The organism is uncultured Sanguibacteroides sp., assembly GCF_900543425.1.
Taxonomy (GTDB): Bacteria; Bacteroidota; Bacteroidia; order Bacteroidales; family Marinifilaceae; genus Gabonibacter.
Genome location: NZ_UQRQ01000033.1, coordinates 1 through 25,371 on the forward strand (window position 1 = coordinate 1; position 25,371 = coordinate 25,371).

Here is a 25,371-nt window from a genome sequence, read left to right on the forward strand (position 1 = left end):
AATAGCATTTTTAAAACCGATTTTCTCAAAAGCCTGGTTCCAAACCAATACGCATTTTTTCAAAGGTTCTTTCCACTCTTCCGGGAAAGCATCGTCCACATACCAAACGATAGGTTTGATGGGCTCTACCAATTCTCCGCGTTCCCAAGCCTCCATATCTTTAGGCTCCAAACGCCAACGATTGGCTAAAGTGTAATTCTGAATACCGTCTTCTGCCATCGTGATATTTTGTTTACCCGTCAGGAAGATTCCCACGCGACTGTCGGCGATACGCGGTTTCATTGTCTCTTCCGGCAATAATAAAATGGTCCGGTTTACCTTAGCAGTTACGTCTCCGCCTCCGAAAATAAACATCCAGAATTGCAATTTATAGCTATAAGTCAAATAAGATTCAATAGAAACGTTATCTTCAAAAGATTTAATCTTACCTAAAATAGAAAGATCCGGTTTCAGATTGGAAACTACATTCAAAAAGCCATAATAAGTAGACATCGGACTAAGTGCCGGTTCACTGGCCGTAAACATAGTCGTCATATCGATCATTACCGCCGTACTATCCGCATTATAAGCCTCAATTTTGTATTTCTTTATGAAAGGATCCATATAATTCCTTTCCAAAGCTAATTTTAATTGAGGATCACCTTCGGTTATGGCGTTCACCTCTTGAAGTATAATCGTACTGTCGATCTTATTGAATTTAACATGTAACGGATCATTCGGCTTATAACCAACGGTAGCGATTTCCGAGTTACTGGATTCTGCCGTGGTAGAAGCAATCAACATATCACGTCCGATGTACTTCAACGGTAATTCAACATACAATTTACCGTCAATCTTGTGCAAAGTTAAGAATTTACCTTCAGCTGTCTCGCGTCCCGGTTTTTTCATCAACTTTTCATAAGGAGTCTCCTTCTTTTTCGGAGCTACCTCTTCGGTTTTGTTCTTGTTTTTTTTCTTTTTCCGTGATGCAGCATAACCATCATTTGCAAAAGGCACAATGAACAATGCTGCCACAAATAATACAATCCATTTTTTCATACAAACAAATTTTAATAAATATGCGATAAAATTACATTAAGATTCCAGATTATGATACTCTTCACCCCACTTTAACGATAAATTAACAAGAAAAAGGGGGGACTTGCTCATATGATTTTACTAATATATTTACATATAATAAAAAAATCCAACCATATTTCTTTTAGCCGTCATGCTATTTCCCACTTACCGCAAGTCGAAATTTCTCGATTTTCATATCCCTGTAACCTCATTACCGAATACTTATTTACCTATATAGGTACATTTTCACTCTCATATATTTGTCCAATTGCAAAAAACATTGTATCTTTATCATATCAAAAATACTAAAATCACATCAATGAGACAAACTATTTTATTTTCATTCTTGTTAGTGAGCATGACTTTTTTCTATTCATGCGTAAAAGAAAGTACTCCGAATACAAATACGCCGGAGAAAGTAACGAAACTAAACGTACCCTCTGACTTCAAGTGGGAAACTTCTACCAACATAGCCTGCAATTTCACAGCTCAACACGACACGAAAGTGGAAGTATCACTCTCGAAAGAAGATGCATCTTTTGCAACTTTTATCGTTGGTAGCGAAACCGATGATGCTTATTTAAACATTCCCACTTCCACCCAAAAAGTATACGTAAAATACGAAACGAAAGACGGAAATTTTAAGACCGTAGAATTGACTCCGTCAGGAACAACCATGTCCTTCACGATTCCCGAAGACAGTAAAGAGTATATTGCACCCCAAACCGAAACCCTCAACATTCAAAGAGCAATAGCACGTACTCCCCAACAAAATGTAGGAACCATATATTATCCTGCACGAAGGAATGGTTGGGGTACGTTAATGTTCGAAGATTTATGGCCGGGATACGGAGACTACGATTTTAACGATCTGGTAGCCAACTACAAAATACAACTTTATATGCAAAACAATAATAAAGTGAACAGTATGCTGATCGGTATCCGGGTGAAAGCCGTAGGTGGCTCTATTCCTAATGACTTTTACCTTACGTTAACGGGAGTAAAAGGAGGAGAAATTGATGAAATCATTCCCTATAGCAGCCATAATGCTGTCGCAACCGCCGAGATGGTACAAATCAATCCGGGAAATAACGTTCACACTCCTGCCACGTTTCTTTTTAAAGACATTAAAAAGAATGATAAAAAACCTCAGGGTGCAATATATCTGAACACGGAACGGGGTTACGAAATGCCGGAAAGCGACTGGGTTACGGTTGCCTATTTTGTTCAATTCAGGAACTCGATTGCTATTGAGGACGTGACGTTTGATAAATTCGACTTTTTCATCGCCAACACGGAAAGGGAGATACATCTGGGAGGATTTGCTCCCTCGTTGTTAGGACAGTCCGTTTATGACAACTTAGTCGCTAACAATAACAATATCAATCCGAATAAATATTATTATTCCCAAACAAACTTAGTATGGGGAATAAGTATTCCGGCAGATATACCACATGCTTATGAAAACACCGATTTTCTAAAAGCTTATCCCAACTTTGCCAAATGGGCTCAATCGGGAGGAGCCACAAACAAAGACTGGTACGAAGACAAGGGAGACAATCGTATAAATGCCAATCTGGTCAAGTAATCATATAATTTAAGGTTAATATTTACAAAAATAACTTCTTCGATAAAACGAAGAAGTTATTTTTTTATAGGGATATGAAAAGAGAAAAAAGAGCTCGATTTTACAACAAATCGGGACGTACGACTCCATTTTACTGTAATTTATATCCATATTGTTGCATATCTTTCCATATTATTATTACTTTTGCATATATTGGAAACAATATGTGTAATTATTGGCTTTTTAACTTCAATTATATTGAATGTAAAAAACATTATATACGAACGATTCGGCAGAAGATCTGAAAAAAAAACAGATCGCACTAAAATGAACTATAACTGAAATCCCTATCGACAATGGAAGAATTACGTGAAAATTCCGATACGGCAACCATAGAACAGGAACTTGAGCTATATCGTTCAATGATCGGTTCCATACCCCAAATTATCATTCTACTGGACAAAAACAAATACATCGTTCGCGTTTACAACATTCCCACCCAAAAAACAATAGCAGATTACCTTTACGAAATCATAGGCAAATCTCTTCACTACTACATCAAAGATCCGGTCTCCCCCTATCAAAGACTTTGCTGTAGAATCGATTCCGTCTTCGATTCCGTTCTTAAAACGGGTGAAACAGTATATTTCAAAGACAACATTCATGATAAAGACATAGAAATAATTGTCACCAGGATCACAGAAAAACGAATAGCGCTCCAAATACGTGACATCTCAAAGCTCATTAACCAAGAAAAAGAAATCGAAGCAAACACTCACAACAAGGAATTACACGGAGCATTAATCGCCGGAGGCTTGTCTTCATGGACTTATGACGTAGAAAAAAAAATCATATCTTCTGTCCACAACAATACGGTTATCGACAAACAGATGAGGCTCGAAGAATTGCTTCTACGTGTTGAACCGGAGTATCGTCAACTACTTGTCGATTCTTTTGATCGGATTATCCATCAGGGAAGTGAATTTCAAAAATTCATACTGGAAGTCCGTGACCTATTCAATAAAAAAATATATTTAGATATACGCGCCATACCCTACCAATACTCTCCCGATGGGAAAGTATCTATTATCATCGGTTCTCAAAAGGACGCCACCAAAAAACTTTTTTACGAATCCAGTCGTGCAAACCTGATCAAACAAAATAAACTGATCTTGGACAACGCGAACTCCGGATTCGTTTACATGACTCCTAACTATCAAATTCTTTGGGAAAATGTATCAAAAGTTTTCTCCGACACGCAGCTTATAAATCATTTCCGGGTAGGAGCCCATTGCAACCAATCATCAGGTAATAAAAAAGATCTACTTTGCATAGAATGCCCGACACTCCAAGCCATAACGTCCCGTAAAGTACAACACCACACTTACACCACGACCGAAGGATTATCGGTCGAAATAACGGCCAACCCGATCATTAATGAAGAAGAGAAAGTTGAAGGTGTCGTACTTCGTATAGACGATATCACGAAACGGGAAGCGACCTACAACAAATTGAAACATTCCGAAACTGAAAATGCCGCAACAAATCAATTACTGTTGGCGATCCTCGAATATATGCCCTGTGCATTCTTCATAAAAGATGCCAACGACGCGTATAAATATGTAATAGCCAATAAAGAGTTCTGTAGCTCTATCGCGCATACAAAAAATATCATCGGAAAAACAGATCTTGAAATTTTCCCGCCGGAAAGGGCAAAAAATTACCGCATGCAAGACATAGATGTCATTGAACGAAATGACATCCTGACCACAGATGAAGAGATAGGAACAAACAATCAAGATAACTTCATGTGGCATATCACCAAATTTCCATTAATCGATAAAAAGAATAATAGAAAATTAGTCATAGGGGTAGCACTTAACATCACAGAACACGTAAGAGCACAACAGGAAATCAAGTACAGCAAAACCTTGCTTGAATTCTCTTTTATCGTCGGAAAGATCATCCCTTGGATCTGGGACTTATCCACCGGCATGATTCACTCGAACAGCAAAGAAGCTCTCTTTTTTGACCAGGAATCCACCTTCGAGGAATACATCGACACCTTTGTACATCCGGATCACAGGGCAAGAATCAAACAAGAAGCCAATGACTTAATCCACGGAAGAACGAAAGAACTGAATAGCCAAATATTAACACTCCGATCCGGCAAATACGAGTGGAATCATATCATCGGACAAAAAATAAAAGACCCCCAAAGCGGGCAATTGAAAGTTTTAGGAATTAATCGAATCATTACCGAAGAGGTCAAACAAAAAGAGGAGTTAGCCCGAGCAAAAAAGAAAGCAGAACAATCGGATGCACTTAAATCTGCTTTTTTAGCTAATATGAGTCACGAAATACGTACCCCGTTAAACGCCATCGTAGGTTTCTCGCAACTCATATATATGACAGAATCGCAGGAAGAGCGTCAGGAATACCAACGAATTATTGATTCGAGTTGTGAACATCTGCTCAACTTAATCAATGACATCCTCGATTTGTCAAAAATCGAAGCAGGCTATATCAGTTGTACCGACGACAAGTTTGATTTGACCGAACTTTTTTCGGAGCAAGAGATTATGCTCCGACCTAAACTTAAACATGGAGTACAACTGATTTGGAAAAAACCGTCATCGAAATTCATCATCAGCTTGGATCGACTGCGAGTAGCACAAATCATAACGAATTTTCTTACCAATGCGATAAAATTCACGGAGAAAGGAAGTATAGAAATGGGATTTACAGCTATTGACGGAGGCATCAAATTATTTGTAAAAGACACCGGTTGCGGCATAGAAGAAAGTAATATTAATAAAGTATTCGACCGCTTCGAAAAATTCAACAAATTCGCCCAAGGCACAGGACTCGGAATGGCTATCTGTAAGGCTATTATCGACGCATACAATGGAAAAATCGGTGTTACGTCCAGGATAAACGAGGGAAGTCTATTTTGGGCATGGATTCCTTGTGAAGTCTTTCAGGAAGATAAAGATAATTCACCCTAAAACAGATAATTATAAATAAATGATATTCATACATTTCCAGTTGGAAATAATATTTTTGTTCCACGATATACCGTTTCTCCATAAAAATAATAGACCGACCTTCCTACAAGAAAGACCGGCCTATAAAAATGCCGAGTAAAACGATTGCTTACCCTGTTTCTTTATCGTTCCCCTTTATAATCTTATATACTCCATCCATCACAACTCCGGGTTCGATATAGATATTCCGAGTTAAGATATTACCTTTAATATGCGCGGGCACTTTAAGCGTCAACGACTCCATCGCCACGATATTACCCCGTACATACCCCGCGATTAAGGCCGAAGTACATTTTATATTTCCCTCTACCTGCGCCCCTTTCGCAACCACAAGTCGAGCCGCAGTTGTAACGTCTCCTTTCAAATCACATTCGACACGCAAGCTTCGTTGAGTCTGTATATTCCCTTGTATTGCCGTTTTTGTCGGTAAATTAACAAAAACATCCACCCCAGAACTATCACAAGGATCATCTTTAGGCCCTTCTTTTTTCTTGCCAAAAAATCTCATAATCAATCATTATATTCACAGACAGAAATGCATGTATTTGCATTACCCACATCCAATCCCACAGCCGACTGAGAAGAATTTTTTAAAAACGCATCAGGATCGATCGTATCAAGGTTTTCAGCTTTAGTCTTAGCCATTAACTTCGAATTAATACAATACCCATGAGAAGCACATTTATCCGGTTCCGGATAAACCGAGATAGTCAAAATATCTCCGAACTCTTCTTTAAAACAATCTATAAGATCCTGGTAATAAGCACCCCCACCCGCAATATACATTTGATTACATTTACCGAAATCATCATCTGTAAATGCTTTACGCAAACGAGGGGATATAACATCGTTATAGTACATGCGCAAGACCTTCTTCCGCAAATCGGCCACGTCGTGACGCAATCTGTTTATCGTTATTCGCCCTTGTTGAAACAATACATCTAATTGATGCTCCGTTTTCAAATCCAAATAATATTTCTTAGCTAATTCATGTTCAAATAATTTTACGGCATAACGAATACCGTTCATACTGACAGCAGAACGATTCAAAATACCGGAAGGAGTACTCACGACAGCTTCACAAGTCCCAAAACCTAAACTGACCATAAAGAAATTTCCTGTTTCCCGAGTCGCACCTTCCCGAATAGCCGTAATACATCCTATAATCTCAGGGATAACGTCAATATTGGCAATTGATATTTCTTTCGTCGTGAATCCACCTTCACTAAACGTTCCCGCATCATAAACCACAAGTTGTTTATCCCCGAGCAAATTTCGCACACCATCCCGATAAAGCATATAAGTAGAAAATGGAAATCCGACCGTTACATTCAATGTTCCTTTAGCTTGAGAAGAAGCCAGCAACAAACCGGCTTGCATCAATAACTGATATTCCTCATCCTTAGGACCTGAATTAATATTCTTATGAGGAGAATACCCCTCTCTAAGAGCCAAATCTCCCAGGATGTATTCATTATTATTTACTCGGATTTTCATCCCGTTTAAAAGGCCATCAGCTACACGAGAAAGCTCTTGATTCGTAATTTCATACGCACTCGGAAAATTATAAGACTTCATCATAGATTATTGGTGGTTTAATTAGTAACATAATTTATACACACAACAAATAATTTGCAATATTTTTCATTCTGCATATTATTAAATTGTATTTGCATATATTAAATCATTGATTTATGATTAGCTAAATCTTTTGTTTTTATTTTTTCGTACTCAAAATCAATGGTATTCATAATTACAAATATACATTTTTAATACATTCGATGCAAATAAAATCTCTAATTCCCTTTATAAAAAGTTAATTGCTTGGGTAAAACAATTAACTCTATTTCATTTTCTTATATAATAAAAGATGTTTATGGCAACAAACCTCCACCTGACAATACGAAACAAATACTGCCCTCAATATTTCATTCAAATTATAATAACGAATTTCTAAATTAGAATAAATCTAAATTCCAGTCTATTTTCAAGACTTATCATATACATTAATAGATCCACTTAAAACTATTTCAACAATTGTTCTATTTTCTCGACCAATGCCTTGAAAGAGTCTTCATCGTAACCGATTTCCAGGTAAACGATCTTCCCGTCTTTCCCGACTATATAATTACGGGGAATAGAAGAAGTGGCAAATTTTTCAAAAATCTTCCGGTCGGTATCCATACCCATGGGAAATGTATAACCGTTCTTCTCTCTGAATTTCTTTATTTGTTCGTAACTGTCTTCCCGGGATATCGGAAGAAAAACAAAATCCTTTCCTTTGAAACGGTCGATAATTTCTTTTTGAACCCGCTTCAACTCTGCCTGACAGGGAGGACACCAAGTTGCCCAAAAATTGATTAATACCACTTTGTCTTTCAGGTCATCCATTTTTATTTTTGTCCCGTCAAACATCTTTACCTCGAAAGAGGGAACCTTATCCCCGACTTTTACCAAAGTCTCCTTCTCTTGCGCAAATACCCAACTGATCCCTCCCGTCAGCAAAAGCATTGCAGATATAATCCATAGTCGTTTCATATGTTGATAATTTAGTTGTTTCTACACAAAGATAAAATAATTATAGCACAATTCAACATTTATTATTAATTCTCATCCTTTCCTTTCATATTAACAAAATAAATTGAAGATTTTAAACATTTCGCTCCCGATTCCCGTTTAACCAATAAAAACACGTATGAAAACAAAAACGATACAACAAATTTTACCCCCTCCTCCGCCTCATATGGTCGGGGACGGTTTTCGGGTTCATAACTTTTTTCCTCACGGTTACGATATGGCCCCCAATAGAATGAGCCCGTTTTATTTATTGGATTATAATGCCAAAATCGAATTTACCCCCAAGGCTACCCCCAGAGGGGTCGGAGTACACCCGCATCGGGGATTCGAAACCGTAACGATAGTTTATCACGGTAAGGTAGCCCACCATGACAGCAAAGGCAACCATGGGATTATCGGAGAAGGAGATATTCAATGGATGACGGCAGCATCCGGAGTATTACATAAAGAATACCATGAAACAAAGTTCAGCCAAAAAGGAGGAGCATTTCAAGTGGTTCAACTCTGGATCAATCTTCCGGCTAAAAACAAAATGAGTACTCCCGGTTACCAAACCATTATCAACAAAGAAATTCCCAAATACCCTTTACCTCAAAACAAGGGAGAGATAGAAGTCATTGCAGGAACCTACGAGGGAGTAAAAGGCATCGCCCATACCTTCACCCCCATCGAAATGTACAATATACGCTTAAAAGCGGAAACAACAATAAATGTGGTATTACCGGAGTATTATAACACGGGTATACTCGTTATCGAAGGAGAGGTGCAAGTGAATGAAAAAGAGACTGCACCGACGGATCATTTTATCTTATTCCGGAACGAAGGAGAAAAAATCACCTTAAAAGCACAGGAAGATTCGATACTATTGGTGTTAAGCGGCGAACCCATCAAAGAACCTATTGTCTCTTACGGTCCTTTCCTGATGAACACCAAAGAAGAAATCATGGATGCATACAAAGACCTAAACGCCGGCAAATTCGGTCGTTTGGAAGATTAGACAAAAAGAATTCCCCGGGTCCGGGGAATTCACCATTTATAAATTATACCACGGACTATTTAATATTAGATCCGATATCTACAATCTTTCCAAAACCTTTGAATTCTCCGATACTCTCCTCATCCCTACAATCCGATAACAATACTTGTATTTTGCAATCGCCGAGTGAAGATACAGGAAACCGTAAGTAATAAAATAGAGTCCATCTCCATAAATAATTAAATATTAACATATTATACTCTATATTAATAGAAAAAAATCTTATATTTGTAGAGAATGCACTAAAACCAATTAAGAATAATGGAATACAATTCGTTTACTCTTCATAATTATAAAGCGATTCCCCAACTTTCAAAACTGACACCGGAACAGATAGAAGCCATTGAAGTCGTCGGTCGGGTATTACCATTTAAAACCAATAATTACGTCATCAATGAATTGATCGACTGGGACAATATCCCCGATGATCCCATATTTACTCTCACTTTTCCCCGTAGCGAAATGCTACCCACAACTGCTTACAATAAGGTAAAATCTTTATTGGAAAACAAAGCGGATGGAGAAGTATTAAAGAGAGAGATCGAGAAGATCCGTGTAAAACTAAACCCGAATCCTGCCGGACAAGAATATAATATTCCCATGTTAGGAGAGGTAAAACTCAAAGGAGTACAACACAAATACAGGGAGACTGTCTTGTTTTTTCCCGCACAGGGACAAACCTGTCACGCCTATTGTACCTTCTGTTTTCGCTGGCCGCAATTTTCGGGAATGAGTTCTTTAAAATTTCACATGAAAGAGGCCGACTTACTGTATCAATATTTAGACAGCCACAAAAAAGTCAGCGATATATTATTTACCGGAGGCGATCCCATGACGATGTCAGCCTCTATATTAGCGTCCTATATTCTTCCCTTATTATCCGAACGATTTTCCCATATCCGTACCATTCGCATCGGTACAAAATCATTAGCTTATTGGCCGTATCGTTATCTATCCGACAAGGATGCTCCCGAACTTTTGGCACTATTCCATCAAGTGGTTGCCTCCGGACGCAACTTAGCCATTCAGGCCCACTTTAATCATCCGACAGAACTATCTACCCCTGCAGTAAAAGAGGCCGTACAACTGATTCGCAATACCGGAGCGCAGATAAGGACACAATCTCCCCTACTCAGACATATAAACGATAAACCAGAGATCTGGAGCGAAATGTGGAGAAAACAGGTAGATATGAACATGATCCCCTACTACATGTTTGTCGCCCGGGACACCGGATCGAAAACATTCTTCGAACTTCCGTTAGAACGTTGTTGGCGTATATTTCGCGATGCATACAGTCATGTTAGCGGTGTATGCCGTACGGTTCGAGGACCGAGCATGAGTACGGAACCGGGAAAAATTCAAATAATAGGCATCAGTGAAGTGAAAGGGGAAAAAATATTTGTATTACGCTTCTTACAAGGAAAGAAATCCAGGTGGGTCGATGTCCCCTTTTTCGCTCAATATGATCCCTATGCTACCTGGTTTGATCAACTAAAACCGGCATTCGGCGAAGAGAAATTCTTTTTCGAAAAATAATTTCCTTCCGAAAAGCAACAAAGAAAGACACACGTGTAAAATCAGAAAAACAAAAAGGCAAGAACAGGATACAAATGCTTCAGGCGTTCCCGTAAAAACTTTTTGGCTCGTTGACGTTGTGTTTTAACGGTTGTTTCCGCCACATTCAACCGTTCACAAATTGTTTTTATATCTAAAAGCTCGATATAACTCATCTTAAAAATCCGTTTACATTCGGTAGGCAATTCTTCTATCATTGCAAATATCTCCTTAAAAACATCCGCTTCGACCTGCATGCAAAAAATTTTTTCCTCCTCATACTCAGGTCCTCCCAACTTCCGCTTAACCCTTTCCCTACTGCTTTGTTTCTCCAGATGATTCAAAGCTCTATTTTGTACACAATTATATAAAAATGATTTTAACGCTATCAAATTTTTAAACTTACTATCCGATTCCCATAAGCTGATAAAAACTTCCTGTACAATATCTTTCGCCACTTCCTGATCGTGTACAAATTTATTTGCAAAATAACAGAGTGATGCATAATATTCATGAAATACGTTCTCGAATACCCTTGGGCAATCGACGTCCAATTTTTCAGGAACTATATACTCTCCCGTATAATGCACACAATTTGACATTCACGTAAACTTTTGTATTCAAAAATACGTGTTTTTATATGATATACAATAAAATTAAAAATAATAAATATTCCGAACGCCTATTTTTGAAAGTAAAACCATAAATAAATCATATTCCAATAGTGGTATTTATTTGATATCAAATAAACATATGGTTTCAAAGGAATCTATTAAAAATAAAATTCGAGAGGGGAAATTCCCTCTCGAACAAATTATTTAAATATTCTCACTCGTTCCTCTATCGGTTTAAATTCCTTCGTTCCCGGTTCCTGAAGAGGTACTCCAAACGGCATTTGAGCAACTAACTCCCAATTTTCAGGAATTCCCCATTCTGCCGTAACCGCTTCATCTACCAACGGATTATAATGCTGGAGCGACGCCCCGAAACCGGCATCTTCCAGCATCGTCCATACGGCTAACTGATGCATGGCCGAAGTATGCTGGGACCAAATCGGAAATTTTTCGTGATACAAGGGAAATGCCTTCTGCAATCCTTCCACTATCGACAGGTCCTCAAAAAACAAAACCGTCCCATAGCCTGCTTCAAAGGAGTTATTCACCTTTTTCTCCGTTGCCTTAAAAGCTTCGGCAGAAACAATCTTACGCAGAGTATCCTTCACGATCTCCCAAAACTTCCGATGCTGTTCACCCAATAAAAGGACCAACCGGGTAGATTGTGAGTTAAAAGCCGAAGGAATATGTTTCACGGCTAATTTTACGATATCTTCAATCTCTTCATCCGAGATAAGCGATTTATTACTGATGGCATAATAGCTTCTCCTATGTTTTAATGCCTCTTTCAAATTTCTTTCCATAATCTCTAAATTTTATCTCTACAATATACGATTTTTTTTTGAAAAAGATTACTTAATTTTATCACAAATTTAAAAGAGCCGCCCGGAGGCAGCTCTTTCTCAACAAACATTCATACTCCCGAAGCAGCAAGGAATTATCACCAACTTATTTTTATGAATTATTTAAACGTGTAGTAGAAATCCACAATCTTTCCAAATCCTTTGTATTCGAACGTACTATTCAGATTCCGGTCCACATCTCCCGCGGTATTCAATTGCATCTCTACAATTCCTCCCTGATTAGCCCCGTAATCCAATGCGGCACCCAACATCCGGGAATAAGGAATTTCATTCCAATCATCATCCCAACCATTTAGATAAAGTTTAAATTTCAAGCCCGTCACTTTCACACTTGCATTCTCGTGTTCGTATATGACCGACACCTTGGGTACGGTCCGATTTAAATCCACCTTATAAATTTTATTTCCAGAAGCCATAAAGAATATACGTTCAAAACCCTGGGAAGTAACAAAACACAAATCCTCCCCACTTACTCCTTCCGGAAACGGAATCTCGAATTTTCCGGAACAACGGGCATTCTCCTTATTACCGGATATCCAACCGTCAGAAGAGAATTCGAACACATGCACTTTGCGATCGGCAACATGACAAGCAAAAGCCAACATTTGTTTCCCTCCTGACATCTCACATATACTCACCATTTTTAAAGCCGGATCCACTTTGTCCGGGTCGAAAACATTTTTCGTATCATCGCTCTCTTCGTTTTCCCCGATCGATTCTAAGATAACAGGTGCATCTACAAAATTATCCCCTGAATTTCTGATGTATTTGTTTACATCTCTTTCCAGGTAATCGCTCCATCCGCCCTCGAAACTTAAAAAACGATGTTTCTCTTCATCATAAGCAAATAAACGATTTCCCATATTTCCCGCAACCCGGGTTCTATATGAGTCGCCACCCTCCGTTTGGACGGAATTATAAACGGCATAACCGTCCATATTGGCATAATACATTTTTCCGTCATTAATCAACAGGTCTCCGCCAGAAGTACCCTCCCGCGACAGCAGATATTGAGGAGAAAAAGTAATCTCTTCCTGCATCAACATTTGTTCCAAAGACCAAATTGTCTCAAAAGTGGAAGCACCGAGTATTTCCATATCCTGATCCGTCAAAACCATGATTACACGATACACGATAGGATTCCACCCCAAAAACGGAGGCATAGAACTCATGGGACTTCCGAATTGAATATTACCGGTCAAACAGCGCGGACTTCCTTTTAAGTCCCACTCTTTTCCCGAGTCTTCCCGATAGACGTCACGAATAATGACTGCAGAGCTTCCTCCTCCGTCTACCGCTCCCAAGACAGCCTTTCCTCCTTCATCCTGAAGAACGAACCAGGTACTGCTATAGGGTTGAATAATCTTCAGTATCATCTCTTTATACCAAACCGTTCCTTCCGTATCATCTTTTACGCTCAAACGCAAACGGATATCTTCAGTATTTTCCGGTTTTATATAAATTCGGCAAATCTTTTCTTCTCCACAAACGGCCCAACTTAGCTCCGTTTCTTTCTCTAATTTTCTCTGCCAAAGAAAAGTCAAATTAGATTCCTTTTCCATCAGGGTCTGTTTTAATTCCGGAGTAATTTCAACCAATACCGAATCGACTTTGGGCAAACGTACTCCTTGCGTTGCAGGAAGGGTAACAGCCACTTCATTTATATCATGATAATCATACGACCCCTTATCGTCATAACAAGCAGACAGCAACAAAAGGGCAGATATCCATAAAATCGTATTTTTTATAATCTTTTTCATAATACCTTCTTTTAAATTAATTCGGGAATGCAATTTCTTTTCCTCCATCATCGAGGATCGGAGCATGAGCCTGTTTATACTCTTCATAAGCCTGCTTTAACTCAGCCAATCTTCCCCGATCCATATCTTTGTATATCGTTTTGAAATAATCCATCATAAAGAAGTATTTGCCGGTACTATATTCTCCCCACCAGGTTGCGTTCCATATTGCGCCAGTCGGTGTTATATCATAATATACTTCAATACGGCAGGAATCGATATCCACCCGTCCGGAGGCAAACTGATGAGCCGGATTGTCCAGATCGAATTTTAGTATGGCTCCCTCCGGTTCATTTGTTGGGGTTAGTTTCGCCGGACGTTTTACTTTAAAAACAATCCATTGCTTATTGGTATCCAAAGCGGTATAAGTATATTTCTGGGGCAACACGATCTCCGCCGTAGTCTCGTAAGCCTTCCCCGCTTGCGATTTCACCACGAAATCCAGCGGTGTTTTCAGCAAATACCCCTGTATTTCCACTTCAATATCCAAATCATGGAATTCATGACCGTTCACGTAATCCGTATCCCGAAAAGTATAATGTTGTGCATTCCACAAAAAATTGATTCGGGGAGACTCGTTATAAAGTGCTATTTCATTTTGTTCGCAACCGATATAACCGAAACTCAATATCAGAAAACCGATTAAAAATTTATATTTTTTCATCACCTGTCGTATTAATTATTATTACCAAAAATGATTTCATCATCCGGTAACGGCCACCGGTATTTATCCCTTACATCCTTCAATGGAGCCCCTTCGTATGTCACGTAGTTATGTAGCTTATAGAAATAAAACAATTTCCCTTCCGCATAAAACTCTTTCCTGTACTCCTTCATCAACTCGTTGACTCTATAAGTTTGTGTATTATCGTATTCCGGACGGGTATCCAACCGGTCGTAATGTACACCTGCGGTAACCTCGTCATCATAAGAGATCCCACGAGCCCATCTCACCGTATTCAAAGCTTCCGCACTCGTTGCAGCATCCGCACATTCCGCCACGATATAATACATTTCAGGCAAACGAATCAAAGCCAGCATATCCTTCCCATTATAATCGGCCAAGCCGTCCTGTTCGTACTTCCGGCAATATTTATATCCTCCGCCTTCGTTTTTATCTTTAAAACATTGAGATTGAGAACGCCAATCCGAATTTCCCCCTTCTCCCCATTCGTATATTTTCCGAAACCTGCTTTGTAGGATATTAAAATGTTGCTCGGCAGAAGTATAGTCGATCGCCGTATTAAAATGTTCGGTAACAATCTTATCAAATTCGTAAATATTCAAGCCGAAAATTTGTTCGTTGTATAAGAAAGACCTTGCATTTTTATACAATTCAAAATAGGGAGCCTCGATCACCTCATTAGCATATTCTACCGCCTTCACTTTGCTTTCGTCATCCCCTTTATAACAATATACCCTTGCCAACATGGCTTTTACGGCGTATACGTTCATTCGAGTCTGACGTTGATCTAAAAACAGATCGTAACCGGATCCACTTTCTCTTTCGTAATCTTTCCAGAAAAAACGGGAATCGTATTTTTCCAATAAAGAATCGGCCGTTTGCAAATCCGTTAACAATAACTCCACTACTTGATTTGCAGGCAGTAAAGGTGTTGCTTGACGGTCGAATGTTGTTCGGTAAGAGATCGATTTTGCCGAAGGGGCCACGCTGTAGACTGGACCAAACAACCGTAACAGGTCAAAATGTAAAAATGCCCGTAATCCCAAAGCCTCTGCTTTCATAAGTTCGTAATAGTGTTCGGTTTTGATAACGGAACGATTTTTCTCCAAATACCCCAAAAAATTATTGATATTGACAATGATATTATACATCTTCAAATAAATGTCGTCCTTTTTGGATAAAAAAAGATTATCGTATTCGTATATCCGCGGTTTCCAGCTCAAACCACCAAATTCAGGATAACCGTCATAATTACAAGCCAAAACCTCCAGATAACCGTAACTCAATTCTTTTCCATACAAACCGATATCACTCATTTTCAAATAGAAACCGGTCAAAGCATCCTTAAAACCCGACTCCGTTTCGAATAGCTTATCGGCGGGAATAGCCGTCTTCGGTTGAACATCCAACCAATCGGAACAAGAAGAGATGCTCCACGCAATCAGTATTATGATAACTATATTTTTCATATGCTTAGATTTTTAATTAAAATGCCACATTTAACGAGAAGGAGAATTGACGGGCAAAAGGATAACTCAATCCTCTCTCCTGTTTTACCGTGGAGAGATAGAATAAATCCTCCATATTAAAAGTCATTCCCACGGAACTCAATCCCCAGCGATCGATATACTTCGCGTTGGTTTTATCCATACGGTAACTCAGGGAGAGCGATCCCATTTGGAAAGTATTCTCATCCATAATAAACCGGGAACTCGCTTTGGTTGCCGCCCCATTTACTCCTCTGGAAAGTCCTTTATAACGGGCGGCCACACCGATCTCATCCCATCTCAGGTTCAAGACCCGTTTATCGGCATTATACATCAGGTCGGCATTTTCAACTTTATCCACCAACGTCTGATTATATATTTGGCCTCCAAACTTATAACGAAAACTCACGTTGACCCCGAATCCTTTATAGGTAAAGGAGGAGTTGATATTTCCCTGCCACTTTGGTTCCGTGTTTCCACACGGAACTAAATCCACAGCCTCCCACTTACCGGTCATCTCTCCGTTTCGTTTCATAAAAATTTCGGCTCCGGTTGACGGATCTATCCCCAAAGAACGAACCACCCAAATCCGGTTGATGGATTCCCCCTCTTCGTAATGCGGAAGCGGTTTGTAGCCGTTCTTTTTGGCAATCTCTATATCACTCATCTGGTCGGAATTCACCCGGTTCATATTACGCATGGCTTCGGATATTTTCTTTAGCTTATCCGTATTGTGGGAACCATTTAGTGAAATAACCCAATAAGCCGCTTTGGCCGGATTCTGGTAAGGAATAAAAGAGATATTCAATTCAACTCCCTTATTTTCCAAGGTTCCCATGTTTTCCGGGTAAGAAGCAAAACCGAGTGAAGGAGCGAGCGTGATCTGAGTTAAAGAGTTTTTAGTCAACTTCTGAAAATATTCGGCACGGGCCGTGATCCGTCCTTTTAAAATGCCTAACTCCAAAGCCAGATTCCACGTATCAGTCTGTTGCCACTTTAATTTTTCGTTCGGCATGGCCACCAATTCTACCCCCGTCCCGTCGGAAGATACATAAGGCTTCAGTAATTCCCCGTACGAATACAATTCTCTGGATTGATAAGGTGCAAAGCCCTGTGTCCCGGTCACCCCGTAAGACCCCCTGATAACAAAATCGGAAACAAAACCGATCCGGGACATAAACTGTTCTTTTTTCACATCCCAACGTAAACCGGCCGACCAGAAAGGAGCAAACCGATTGTCCTTACCGAACTGAGAAGAGCCGTCCAACCGAATATTAAAATCGACGGAATACTTATAGTTATAAGAATAACCGAAACTCCCGACCCAACCGATCAAACGACTCGTATTCTCCGTTCCGGTCATCTTTTCGTTATACTTTTTACCGAAAAGGATATCGTCCATATTTTCATTCGGGAAACCGGTGACATAAGCCCCGTAGCTTTCATTACGACTTTCCTGAATAGACATTCTGACATTTGCGGTCACATAATGCATTTGACCAAACAGTTTATTATAACTGCCCGTCAAATCCAACGAATAAGAGAGATTTTCTCTCTGCGTACGACGAAAGTCCCCTTTTTTCGTCGGATCTGTCTCTTTATCGAAAGCCGTATGCTGTGCAGGCCGGAACATATCGGTTTTCCCATTATCCTTGGAAAGAGAAAAAGCTCCTGTTAACCGAATATCATCCGTGGGATTATACTCCACACTAAATTGTTCCCGTACCCCGAAATTAGTTGTCCGGTTTTTCGTGTGGAGCGTGGCATCATACATAGGATTCGGATAGCTCGTGCTTTCGTAACCTCGAAATTGATTATCAAAGGAGTCCAAACGCTTTACTATTTCGCCATTAGGTCCATACGGGCGCAAGTAAGGATTCAACTTCGTGTATTCGCTAAAATTCCCCCAAGGCGATTCGTCCCCGAGTGAATTATCAACGGTAATACTATTCTTTAATAATACCTTTTTGAAACGATATTGCAAATCCAGAGATCCGGTCATGGTATTTCGTTTGGAACCTTTCATCACTCCCGGTGTAAAGTTTACCCCGAAATACAATTTGTAACGCAAAGCCCTGTCCCCTCCTTCCAGCGTCAGCGCGTGACGATGTTGAACAGCTGTCCTCAAAGGCTTATCCAACCAATACGTATTCACACCCCGCCTCACCTCTCTCAACTTCGCTTGATAACGTTCCAACTCCTCTAACGAAGCGGTATTATCGTATACACCTGCCTTTAATTCCACAGCCAACTTTTCGGCCGCATTCATCAAATTATAATCGGAAAGATCGGGAGTTTCGATACGCACATTACCACCGTAAGTCACCCACAAACGTCCCTCTTTCGGAGTTTTGGATTCTATAACAATCACCCCGTTTGCAGCACGCGATCCGTAAATCGCTGTTGCAGCCGCATCTTTTAATAAGGTAATGGACTCCACCCGGTCCGGATCCATATCCACCATAGTCTGCAAGCTAATCTCAAAACCATCTAAAATCAACAACGGCTTATTCGGATAGGTATCGTACTCCCCTTGCAGGGTGACCATATCCGCCGACGTTCCGGCATTGCTGCCGCCGGGTAAGGTGGCTTGTCCCCGCATACGCAGATCCGGCAGACGATTCGGATTGGAACCGTTCACAATATCGTCCATAATCCGGAAACTGGGATCAATGGCAGACAAGGCTTTAGCTATATTGGTCGTACTGAATTTCTTTATGTCTTCTCCTTTTACCGTAACGGCAGACCCGGTAAATCCCTCCTTCCTGCGATTAAACATACCGGTCACCACCACCTCGGTCAACTCTTTTTCATCTTCCTCCATTACCACATGCAACGGTTTTATCTCTTTTTCCGTATCTTTTACCACAACCGTTTTTTTCTTCATCCCCACAAAAGAAAACTCTAACACGACACTATCCATTTTCGGAACCTCAAGCGAAAAAAGGCCGTTCTTATCGGTCGCCGTCCCTATCCGGGTTCCCCGCAATAAGACGGTAACCCCCGGTACAGCAAGACCGTCCTTATCCACCACCTTTCCCTTTATTTTCAAGGACTCCTTTACCTGGCGAGCCAATTGATCCGCTTTCGTCAAAATAACAATCACTTCATCCTGGATATAATATCCCAAGGAAGTTCCTTCCAGGCACCTGTCCATGATCAATTTCACGTCATCGGAGGTAATATTCACGGAAATTTTTCCTGCCTTGTTCACCGCACGTTCATTAAAAATGAAGGTGTATCCCATTTTCTGCTTAATCTCCTTAAATACCTCTTTTAAATCGACGTTTTCAACCTTGATGGTTGTCTTTTGCGCCAAAATAGATCCGGAAACAGACAGAAAAGTCGCCAACAAAAGTACCGTTGTTAACTTCATAATCAACAAAATTTTTTTTCGGGTCTGTCGATACAGCCCCTTTTGTCCACTTTTTTTCATAAATTTGTAACATTAAAGTTTCACAATGTGCCTAACGGCACTTTCACGGGGGATGCTGGTAACATCCCTCGTTTTTATCTCACAAATACAGCATGTTCCTTAATGGTTATTTTCACGGAACCGGTACGTTCAATCAAATCCAGCACATCTTTAAAATCATCATGCCGACGAAGTTCCACGGAGAAACGTTCATCTTTCACTTGCTGGTTTTCAAAAAATACCTGCACATCATACCACCGACTCAATTCATGCATAATATCTTCCAAGCGTTCGTTATCAAATAAAAAATAACCTTTCCGCCAAGCAATATAAGATTCGACATTCACCTCTTTCACCTGAATTATTTCACCGCCGACCGGACTCACCGCCTGCTGACCGGGCTTCAAAACAACCCGCTTCTCTCCCTTTTCGATTAAAACTTTTCCTTTTACCAAGGTTGTCGCCCAAGGTAACCCTTTATATGCCCTCATGTTAAACTCCGTTCCCAACACTTCAATCACGTACCCGTCCTCGACCTCTACCTTAAAAGGTCTTTTTTCATCATGAGCCACTTCAAAGTAAAGTTCTCCTTTAGCATATACCTTACGACTTTTTTCCTCAAAAACCTCGGGAAAACGTAAATAAGACTCCGCATTCATCCAAACTACCGTGCCGTCAGGTAGTACGAGTTTGAACTCTCCTGCCCTCGGGGTCGTCATTACATTGTACTTGGAGTCATCACCTATAACGGTATCGGAAAAGTAAGAAAACGCACCTCTATCATTCTTAATAACTCCACCATTTGTTAGAGCAAGCGATGTTATTGTATCTTTTCCCAAATGGAGAACCTCTCCGTTAGCCAATTCCAGACGGGCACATACCATACCCGGTACAATCTCCTTCTTTATTACCGCAAAAGAAGATTTATCATTCTCATGCATATATAACCATCCGACGAAAAGAAGCGGTAGCATCAAAGAAGCTGCAACAACCCATCTCCTCCAATAGCTTTTTCGCCCCACTTGCATCTTTTTCTCCAACTGTTTCCAACTCTTTTCTTTATCATATCGATCGAAACGAAACGATTTTTTTAAAATCTGCTCTTTATCACAAATCCGATCGAACAACTCCCGATTACCCGGCTCCTCCAACCACCTGTTCAACTCCTTTTGTTTCTCTTCGACAAGAGTCCCTCGCAAAAAACAGTAGATCAGATTCGATATTTCTGTATCCTTATGTCCCATTTTATAAAAATTTCCCTTAGAACGAATATACATTGAAACAGGGTGACACCTCTACCTGTTTTTTGGGAAAAAAATGATAAAACAAAACGATCCTTAACGAAATATCAAAAAGGGAAATAATTAGAAAGGGGGATAAAGCAATAAAAATATAAGCCATTGCACACCGGACAGACGTTCCCTCAATACCCGATATGCACGCAGTTTTAAGGTCTTAACGGTATTGGGTGATATTTGCAATTTTTCGGCAATTTCCGGATTCGAGTACCCCTCCATCGTCATCAGTACGACACGCCGCGATTGTCCGGATAATCCTTTTATCGCTTCATAGATCAAAGCATGTACTTCCTCTTCCAATTTAAACTTTTCTTCATTGCTCTCCGAAAAAAGAGCAGTTAAATCAGATTCGTGCCGCAATTGCATCTGTTTATGCCGCAGATAATCGAAACAAGCATTTTTTACACTCGCGTATAGATAATTTCTTAAACCAGCCAATAAAAAAAAATCCAATCTTTTCTCCCATACTTTTACAAAAGCATCTTGAACGAAATCTTCCGTAACCTCATCATTCTCTATATAACGAGAGGCAAAAGAACGCAAGGGGAAATAATACCGATTAAATATCTCCCTAAATACGAATTGATTACCTGTACGAAGCTGTTTTATAAGAACCTCATCCGTTAACACTTGTACTTTTTTAAATATTATACTCTCTTACAAAAACGACTTTGAATATTCAAAAATAAAAAAATATATATAGAAACAAAAGATTATATATTATAAAACAATCGATACTCTAAAATAACAAATCTATTATTCCGAACTACCTACACGGATTATGCCCGGCAAATAATAATCCAGTTCCACCTCTATTCCATTATTTATTTAATTTTTCAGTTTGGATTTTATTTTTTAATTTTAGTCATTACCTTTGAAATCGTTCGATACACGTGTGCATTGTAATAAATAGTTATGTTCCAATTATATTAAAACAAAATGAAACCAAACAAAAATGCTTATGGGACGGGGATTTTCATTATAGGCATCCTCTTTTTTATTTTCGGATTCGTTACCTGGTTGAACGCAACCCTGATTCCCTATTTAAATATAGCCTGCGAATTAACAGAGGAGTGGCAAGGTTATCTTGTAACCTTTGCTTTCTATATTGCCTACTTCGTCATGGCATTACCCTCCTCTTGGGTTTTAAAGAAAACCGGATATAAAAACGGCATGATGTTAGGACTGTTTATCATGGCCATCGGAGCTTTGACTTTTATTCCTGCCGCTTTAACCAGAACGTACGGGTTATTCCTCTTGGGGCTGTTTATCATGGGGACCGGCTTATCCATATTACAAACAGCCTCTAATCCTTACGTCATAGAGTTAGGTCCACCGGAAAGCGCTGCCCAGAGAGTCAGCATCATGGGTATTTGCAATAAGGTAGCAGGAGCCATCAGTCCGCTGATCTTAGGTTCCATCATGTTAAAAAATATAGATCAATTAGAAGACAGTTTACAACACATGACTGTCGTCGAACGGGCTGCCGCATTAGACATCTTAGCCTCTAAGGCTATCGTCCCCTACATTATTATTATGGTCTCCTTTGTTATTTTAGGACTATTCGTCAGATTTTCTCCTCTTCCGTATATCGATGATCCGGAAGGAGATTGCGATTCTCTATTGCCGGAAGACAAATGCACGATCTTCTCCTTTCCTCATCTATGGATCGGCGTATTAGCCCTCTTCCTGTACGTGGGAGTGGAAGTCATCGCGGTAGATACCATCATTCGTTACGGGACGGCCCAAGGCATGTCTATGGATGTTGCCCGGGTATTTCCGACCTATTCTATGTTGGCCATGATCATAGGTTATATTGTCGGCATCATCTGTATTCCCAAATACATTAGTCAGGAAAAAGCACTTTCCTATTGTGCTGTATTAGGATTAGCATTAGGTTGCGGGGTTATTTTCTTACCTTTGAAAATTTCAATCTGGTGTCTCTCTTTGCTAAGTCTGGCAAACTCTCTCATGTGGCCGGCTATTTTCCCTTTAGCCATATACGGTTTGGGACGACACACCAAAACAGGATCCGCGTTATTGATTATGGCCATAGCGGGAGGAGCTCTGCTCCCCATGTTCTACGGTTCTTTAACGAGTATTTTAGGATATCAACAAGCGTATTGGCTCGTCATTCCCTGTTATGCGGTGATTCTTTATTTTGCAATCGCAGGGTATAAGGTAGGCCGTGTAAGAACCGTTCGGGCGATAAACTAACCTTACAAATCGAGAGATTAGGCAATGAAACGATTTATAATTGAAATCCGGGTTGAAATCGTCAATCTAAAATCCGAAATTATAAATCTCCTAATCTCTTCAATCAATTGCAAATTGATTTATGATTACCTAATCACTAAATCTCTTAATCTCCAATCTCAGAATCACTAAATTACAGAATCTAATCTACAATCGTCAATCTAAAATCTACAATTAAATAGCACATTACACCCGTCCCTCCGGGTTACTTTCAGTCATAAAAAAGCCACCCGGCGTTAACAATTTAATGTTTAACACCGGGCGGCTTTAAAACATAATATTAAGAATGGATTATCTGCCTCTTCTTCTAATCCATATGAATATAGCCATGAAAAGTAAAATAGCAGGTAATACACCCATGAATCCGATCTTCGTGATGTACATTCCGGTTTCACCTACGTAAACCTCATCGTCAGTCAAACGGGGACGACGAACATCGATAGGTACTTCTTCATCTGATAACCAGAAGAAGGCTCCTTGTATGATCGAATAGTTGGAAGCCGGTATATCTTTCCGACTCCGACTGAATTCGCCGTTACTTACACAATCGGCATCCCCGAAGATCATGATCTTCTGCTCTTTTTCTCCTACTTTCCGGGACAAAGCCAATCCGGTTACGAACGTCTTCTGGATTTCTCCGGTTGACGGATCGAAACGAGCCGTATCATCAACAAAATTTGTCGTCTGTAACTCGTTCCAGCAGTTGATCGTATCGGTCACGAACAACGGGGTAACCTCAAAACCTTTATCTGTCGTGTAATCCAATCCGGTAGCACTTGGCATCGTGATCACCAATTCCCTACGTCTCATAGCATTATAGATATAAGAGAAATCGGCGGCCTCTTTTGTCGGAGTGGCCACGATCAGATCTGCCTGGAAATTCTCCGTCGGACGAACCAGTGTCCCCGGCATAAACTGAACACCAAACTGTTCGATCACCGGATTCATAATTTCTTGACGTTTCGGTTCACCTACGATAAACAGGTTACCGCCTCTGGCAATATACTTATCCAAATTTGCTTGTTCGTCAGCTGTCAACGGTTGACGCATCTCGGCGATCACAAGAATATTCACATCCTCCGGAATGGTTTTTTTCAACGTTACATTCTCGAAATCGAATCCCTGATTAATCAAGGAATAACGGAAAGGTTTATCCTGCGTGAAGCTACTGTAATCACGGTCTCCCTGACGTTCCGTATTACGCTCCCCGTGTCCGGTTAAAAATCCCACTTTCGGTAATTTCATTACCAAACGTTTGAAGGCCGCAGAGATCTCGGTCTCTCCCGGGAAAACCATCATATCATCGAATATACGCAAAAAGGTCTTCTGACCGTTCTCCCGTTCCAACAAACGAACAAAACGATTCATTTCCGGTTTTAAATCAATCTGTTTACGAATCTGTTCCGGTTTTAAGATTTTATTCGTATCTAAGTTGATCGTCTCTATTGTCTTTTTAACGATCTCGTCAAAGGTCATACCGGGGAATCTCTTCTCAAGACTCTTCATATCCTGAATTGAATCGTAGTAATAGACATACTTCATCTTGATATCCGGTTTGAAACGAACGTATTGTTTGAAACGTTCCAAATCCCAATTCCGACTGGAAGGAGAACCATACCAATAATAACGATCCATAATGTTCACGTAGGTCGTAATCGTCAATTTACCGTCCATACGAGCAACTATATCCTGGCTATTCTGCGTCAAGGTATTATGCTTCGTACGCGTTGCATCATAAAATGACATCAAAGAGGGACGGGAAGAAAAATAACCGATAAGTAAGGCCACACACCATACTCCGACGTATTTTCCCCAGTTAACGGCCCAAGAACTTTTTTGTCTGCGGGCTTGTAAACGAATGACAGCCATCGACAGGAACAAAAGGATCACAATCAGGAAGTAAATAACATCCTCCGAGCAAATCAAACCGTCAACGAATTCCCCGGCACGGCCGTCAATGGCCAACCAGAAAGTCAAATCCCGTACAAAGTCGATTTCTTGCCACAAACCTTTCACATAAGATAAGGCTGCGAGCACGGCCAAAGTACCCACGGCGGCAACGATCTGGTAAGAGGTCAAGCTCGACATGAAAAGACCGATCGCCGCGTAAG

The 25,371-nt window shown here is 40.1% G+C and carries 18 protein-coding genes; 5 read left to right on the top strand and 13 right to left on the bottom strand.

Annotated features, from left to right (window positions below; genetic code table 11):
• Positions 1 to 1,038, bottom strand: a 1,038-nt coding sequence (locus QZR76_RS13105; RefSeq protein WP_294143254.1) for a DUF5117 domain-containing protein, incomplete at its 3' end; no start/stop codon positions are given.
• A gap of 340 nt (positions 1,039 to 1,378) precedes the next feature.
• On the opposite strand from QZR76_RS13105, the gene QZR76_RS13110 reads away from it, so the two are divergent.
• Together QZR76_RS13110 and QZR76_RS13115 are read left to right on the top strand one after the other, a co-directional pair.
• Positions 1,379 to 2,647, top strand: coding sequence for an LruC domain-containing protein (locus QZR76_RS13110; RefSeq protein ID WP_294143255.1), 1,269 nt, complete (start codon positions 1,379 to 1,381; stop codon positions 2,645 to 2,647).
• A gap of 335 nt (positions 2,648 to 2,982) precedes the next feature.
• On the top strand, positions 2,983 to 5,634 hold the full coding sequence (locus QZR76_RS13115) for an ATP-binding protein (RefSeq protein WP_294143256.1): 2,652 nt from the start codon (positions 2,983 to 2,985) through the stop codon (positions 5,632 to 5,634).
• A gap of 148 nt (positions 5,635 to 5,782) precedes the next feature.
• Here the strand turns inward: QZR76_RS13115 and QZR76_RS13120 are convergent, their stop codons facing one another.
• The 3 genes from QZR76_RS13120 to QZR76_RS13130 all read right to left on the bottom strand — a co-directional run bounded on the left by QZR76_RS13120 (position 5,783) and on the right by QZR76_RS13130 (position 8,211).
• A complete protein-coding gene (locus QZR76_RS13120; RefSeq protein WP_294143257.1) occupies positions 5,783 to 6,181 on the bottom strand; it encodes a polymer-forming cytoskeletal protein in 399 nt (132 codons plus the stop codon).
• 2 nt (positions 6,182 to 6,183) lie between these two features.
• Positions 6,184 to 7,254, bottom strand: a complete 1,071-nt coding sequence (locus QZR76_RS13125; RefSeq protein WP_294143258.1) for a ParM/StbA family protein — start codon at positions 7,252 to 7,254, stop codon at positions 6,184 to 6,186.
• Between the two features lie 444 nt (positions 7,255 to 7,698).
• Entirely contained in the window at positions 7,699 to 8,211 is a 513-nt protein-coding gene (locus QZR76_RS13130) for a TlpA disulfide reductase family protein (protein ID WP_294143259.1), read from the bottom strand.
• Between the two features lie 157 nt (positions 8,212 to 8,368).
• On the opposite strand from QZR76_RS13130, the gene QZR76_RS13135 reads away from it, so the two are divergent.
• Positions 8,369 to 9,247: a pirin family protein gene (locus QZR76_RS13135; RefSeq protein WP_294143260.1), complete on the top strand. Its 879-nt coding sequence runs from the start codon at positions 8,369 to 8,371 to the stop codon at positions 9,245 to 9,247.
• Between the two features lie 300 nt (positions 9,248 to 9,547).
• The gene (locus QZR76_RS13140; RefSeq protein ID WP_294143261.1) at positions 9,548 to 10,825 is read left to right on the top strand and encodes a lysine 2,3-aminomutase; all 1,278 of its coding nucleotides are present in this window, start codon (positions 9,548 to 9,550) and stop codon (positions 10,823 to 10,825) included.
• Positions 10,826 to 10,866: 41 nt separating this feature from the next.
• On the opposite strand, the gene QZR76_RS13145 is transcribed toward QZR76_RS13140, so the two are convergent.
• The 8 genes from QZR76_RS13145 to QZR76_RS13180 form a co-directional block, all read right to left on the bottom strand.
• Positions 10,867 to 11,445: an RNA polymerase sigma-70 factor gene (locus QZR76_RS13145; protein ID WP_294143262.1), complete on the bottom strand. Its 579-nt coding sequence runs from the start codon at positions 11,443 to 11,445 to the stop codon at positions 10,867 to 10,869.
• Between the two features lie 212 nt (positions 11,446 to 11,657).
• Positions 11,658 to 12,260, bottom strand: coding sequence for a nitroreductase family protein (locus QZR76_RS13150; RefSeq protein ID WP_294143263.1), 603 nt, complete (start codon positions 12,258 to 12,260; stop codon positions 11,658 to 11,660).
• A gap of 158 nt (positions 12,261 to 12,418) precedes the next feature.
• The gene (locus QZR76_RS13155; protein WP_294143264.1) at positions 12,419 to 14,080 is read right to left on the bottom strand and encodes a PKD-like family lipoprotein; all 1,662 of its coding nucleotides are present in this window, start codon (positions 14,078 to 14,080) and stop codon (positions 12,419 to 12,421) included.
• Between the two features lie 16 nt (positions 14,081 to 14,096).
• Positions 14,097 to 14,783, bottom strand: coding sequence for a hypothetical protein (locus QZR76_RS13160; protein ID WP_294143265.1), 687 nt, complete (start codon positions 14,781 to 14,783; stop codon positions 14,097 to 14,099).
• 11 nt (positions 14,784 to 14,794) lie between these two features.
• Positions 14,795 to 16,273 carry a RagB/SusD family nutrient uptake outer membrane protein gene (locus tag QZR76_RS13165; RefSeq protein ID WP_294143266.1) on the bottom strand — a complete coding sequence of 493 codons (1,479 nt, stop codon included), beginning with the start codon at positions 16,271 to 16,273 and terminating at the stop codon, positions 14,795 to 14,797.
• A 16-nt stretch (positions 16,274 to 16,289) separates the two neighbouring features.
• A complete protein-coding gene (locus QZR76_RS13170; RefSeq protein WP_294143267.1) occupies positions 16,290 to 19,667 on the bottom strand; it encodes a SusC/RagA family TonB-linked outer membrane protein in 3,378 nt (1,125 codons plus the stop codon).
• Between the two features lie 134 nt (positions 19,668 to 19,801).
• Complete coding sequence (locus QZR76_RS13175; protein WP_294143268.1) at positions 19,802 to 20,950, bottom strand: FecR family protein; 1,149 nt, start codon at positions 20,948 to 20,950, stop codon at positions 19,802 to 19,804.
• A gap of 120 nt (positions 20,951 to 21,070) precedes the next feature.
• Positions 21,071 to 21,634 (bottom strand): RNA polymerase sigma-70 factor, encoded by a 564-nt coding sequence (locus QZR76_RS13180; protein WP_294143269.1) that lies wholly within the window; start codon positions 21,632 to 21,634, stop codon positions 21,071 to 21,073.
• Between the two features lie 309 nt (positions 21,635 to 21,943).
• Here QZR76_RS13180 and QZR76_RS13185 point away from each other — a divergent pair, with 309 nt between their 5' ends.
• On the top strand, positions 21,944 to 23,221 hold the full coding sequence (locus QZR76_RS13185; RefSeq protein WP_294143270.1) for a sugar MFS transporter: 1,278 nt from the start codon (positions 21,944 to 21,946) through the stop codon (positions 23,219 to 23,221).
• Positions 23,222 to 23,551: 330 nt separating this feature from the next.
• On the opposite strand, the gene QZR76_RS13190 is transcribed toward QZR76_RS13185, so the two are convergent.
• On the bottom strand, positions 23,552 to 25,371 hold a 1,820-nt coding region (locus QZR76_RS13190; protein ID WP_294143271.1), incomplete at its 5' end, for a Gldg family protein.

Bases quoted from the DNA above. Each gene is read 5' to 3' on its own strand.
- QZR76_RS13170 (WP_294143267.1), bottom strand. From the start codon at position 19,667: ATGAAGTTAACAACGGTACTTTTGTTGGCGACTTTTCTGTCTGTTTCC.
- QZR76_RS13145 (WP_294143262.1), bottom strand. From the start codon at position 11,445: ATGTCAAATTGTGTGCATTATACGGGAGAGTATATAGTTCCTGAAAAA.
- QZR76_RS13115 (WP_294143256.1), top strand. From the start codon at position 2,983: ATGGAAGAATTACGTGAAAATTCCGATACGGCAACCATAGAACAGGAA.
- QZR76_RS13125 (WP_294143258.1), bottom strand. From the start codon at position 7,254: ATGATGAAGTCTTATAATTTTCCGAGTGCGTATGAAATTACGAATCAA.
- QZR76_RS13185 (WP_294143270.1), top strand. From the start codon at position 21,944: ATGAAACCAAACAAAAATGCTTATGGGACGGGGATTTTCATTATAGGC.
- QZR76_RS13140 (WP_294143261.1), top strand. From the start codon at position 9,548: ATGGAATACAATTCGTTTACTCTTCATAATTATAAAGCGATTCCCCAA.
- QZR76_RS13135 (WP_294143260.1), top strand. From the start codon at position 8,369: ATGAAAACAAAAACGATACAACAAATTTTACCCCCTCCTCCGCCTCAT.
- QZR76_RS13155 (WP_294143264.1), bottom strand. From the start codon at position 14,080: ATGAAAAAGATTATAAAAAATACGATTTTATGGATATCTGCCCTTTTG.
- QZR76_RS13120 (WP_294143257.1), bottom strand. From the start codon at position 6,181: ATGAGATTTTTTGGCAAGAAAAAAGAAGGGCCTAAAGATGATCCTTGT.
- QZR76_RS13150 (WP_294143263.1), bottom strand. From the start codon at position 12,260: ATGGAAAGAAATTTGAAAGAGGCATTAAAACATAGGAGAAGCTATTAT.
- QZR76_RS13165 (WP_294143266.1), bottom strand. From the start codon at position 16,273: ATGAAAAATATAGTTATCATAATACTGATTGCGTGGAGCATCTCTTCT.
- QZR76_RS13130 (WP_294143259.1), bottom strand. From the start codon at position 8,211: ATGAAACGACTATGGATTATATCTGCAATGCTTTTGCTGACGGGAGGG.
- QZR76_RS13160 (WP_294143265.1), bottom strand. From the start codon at position 14,783: ATGAAAAAATATAAATTTTTAATCGGTTTTCTGATATTGAGTTTCGGT.
- QZR76_RS13175 (WP_294143268.1), bottom strand. From the start codon at position 20,950: ATGGGACATAAGGATACAGAAATATCGAATCTGATCTACTGTTTTTTG.
- QZR76_RS13110 (WP_294143255.1), top strand. From the start codon at position 1,379: ATGAGACAAACTATTTTATTTTCATTCTTGTTAGTGAGCATGACTTTT.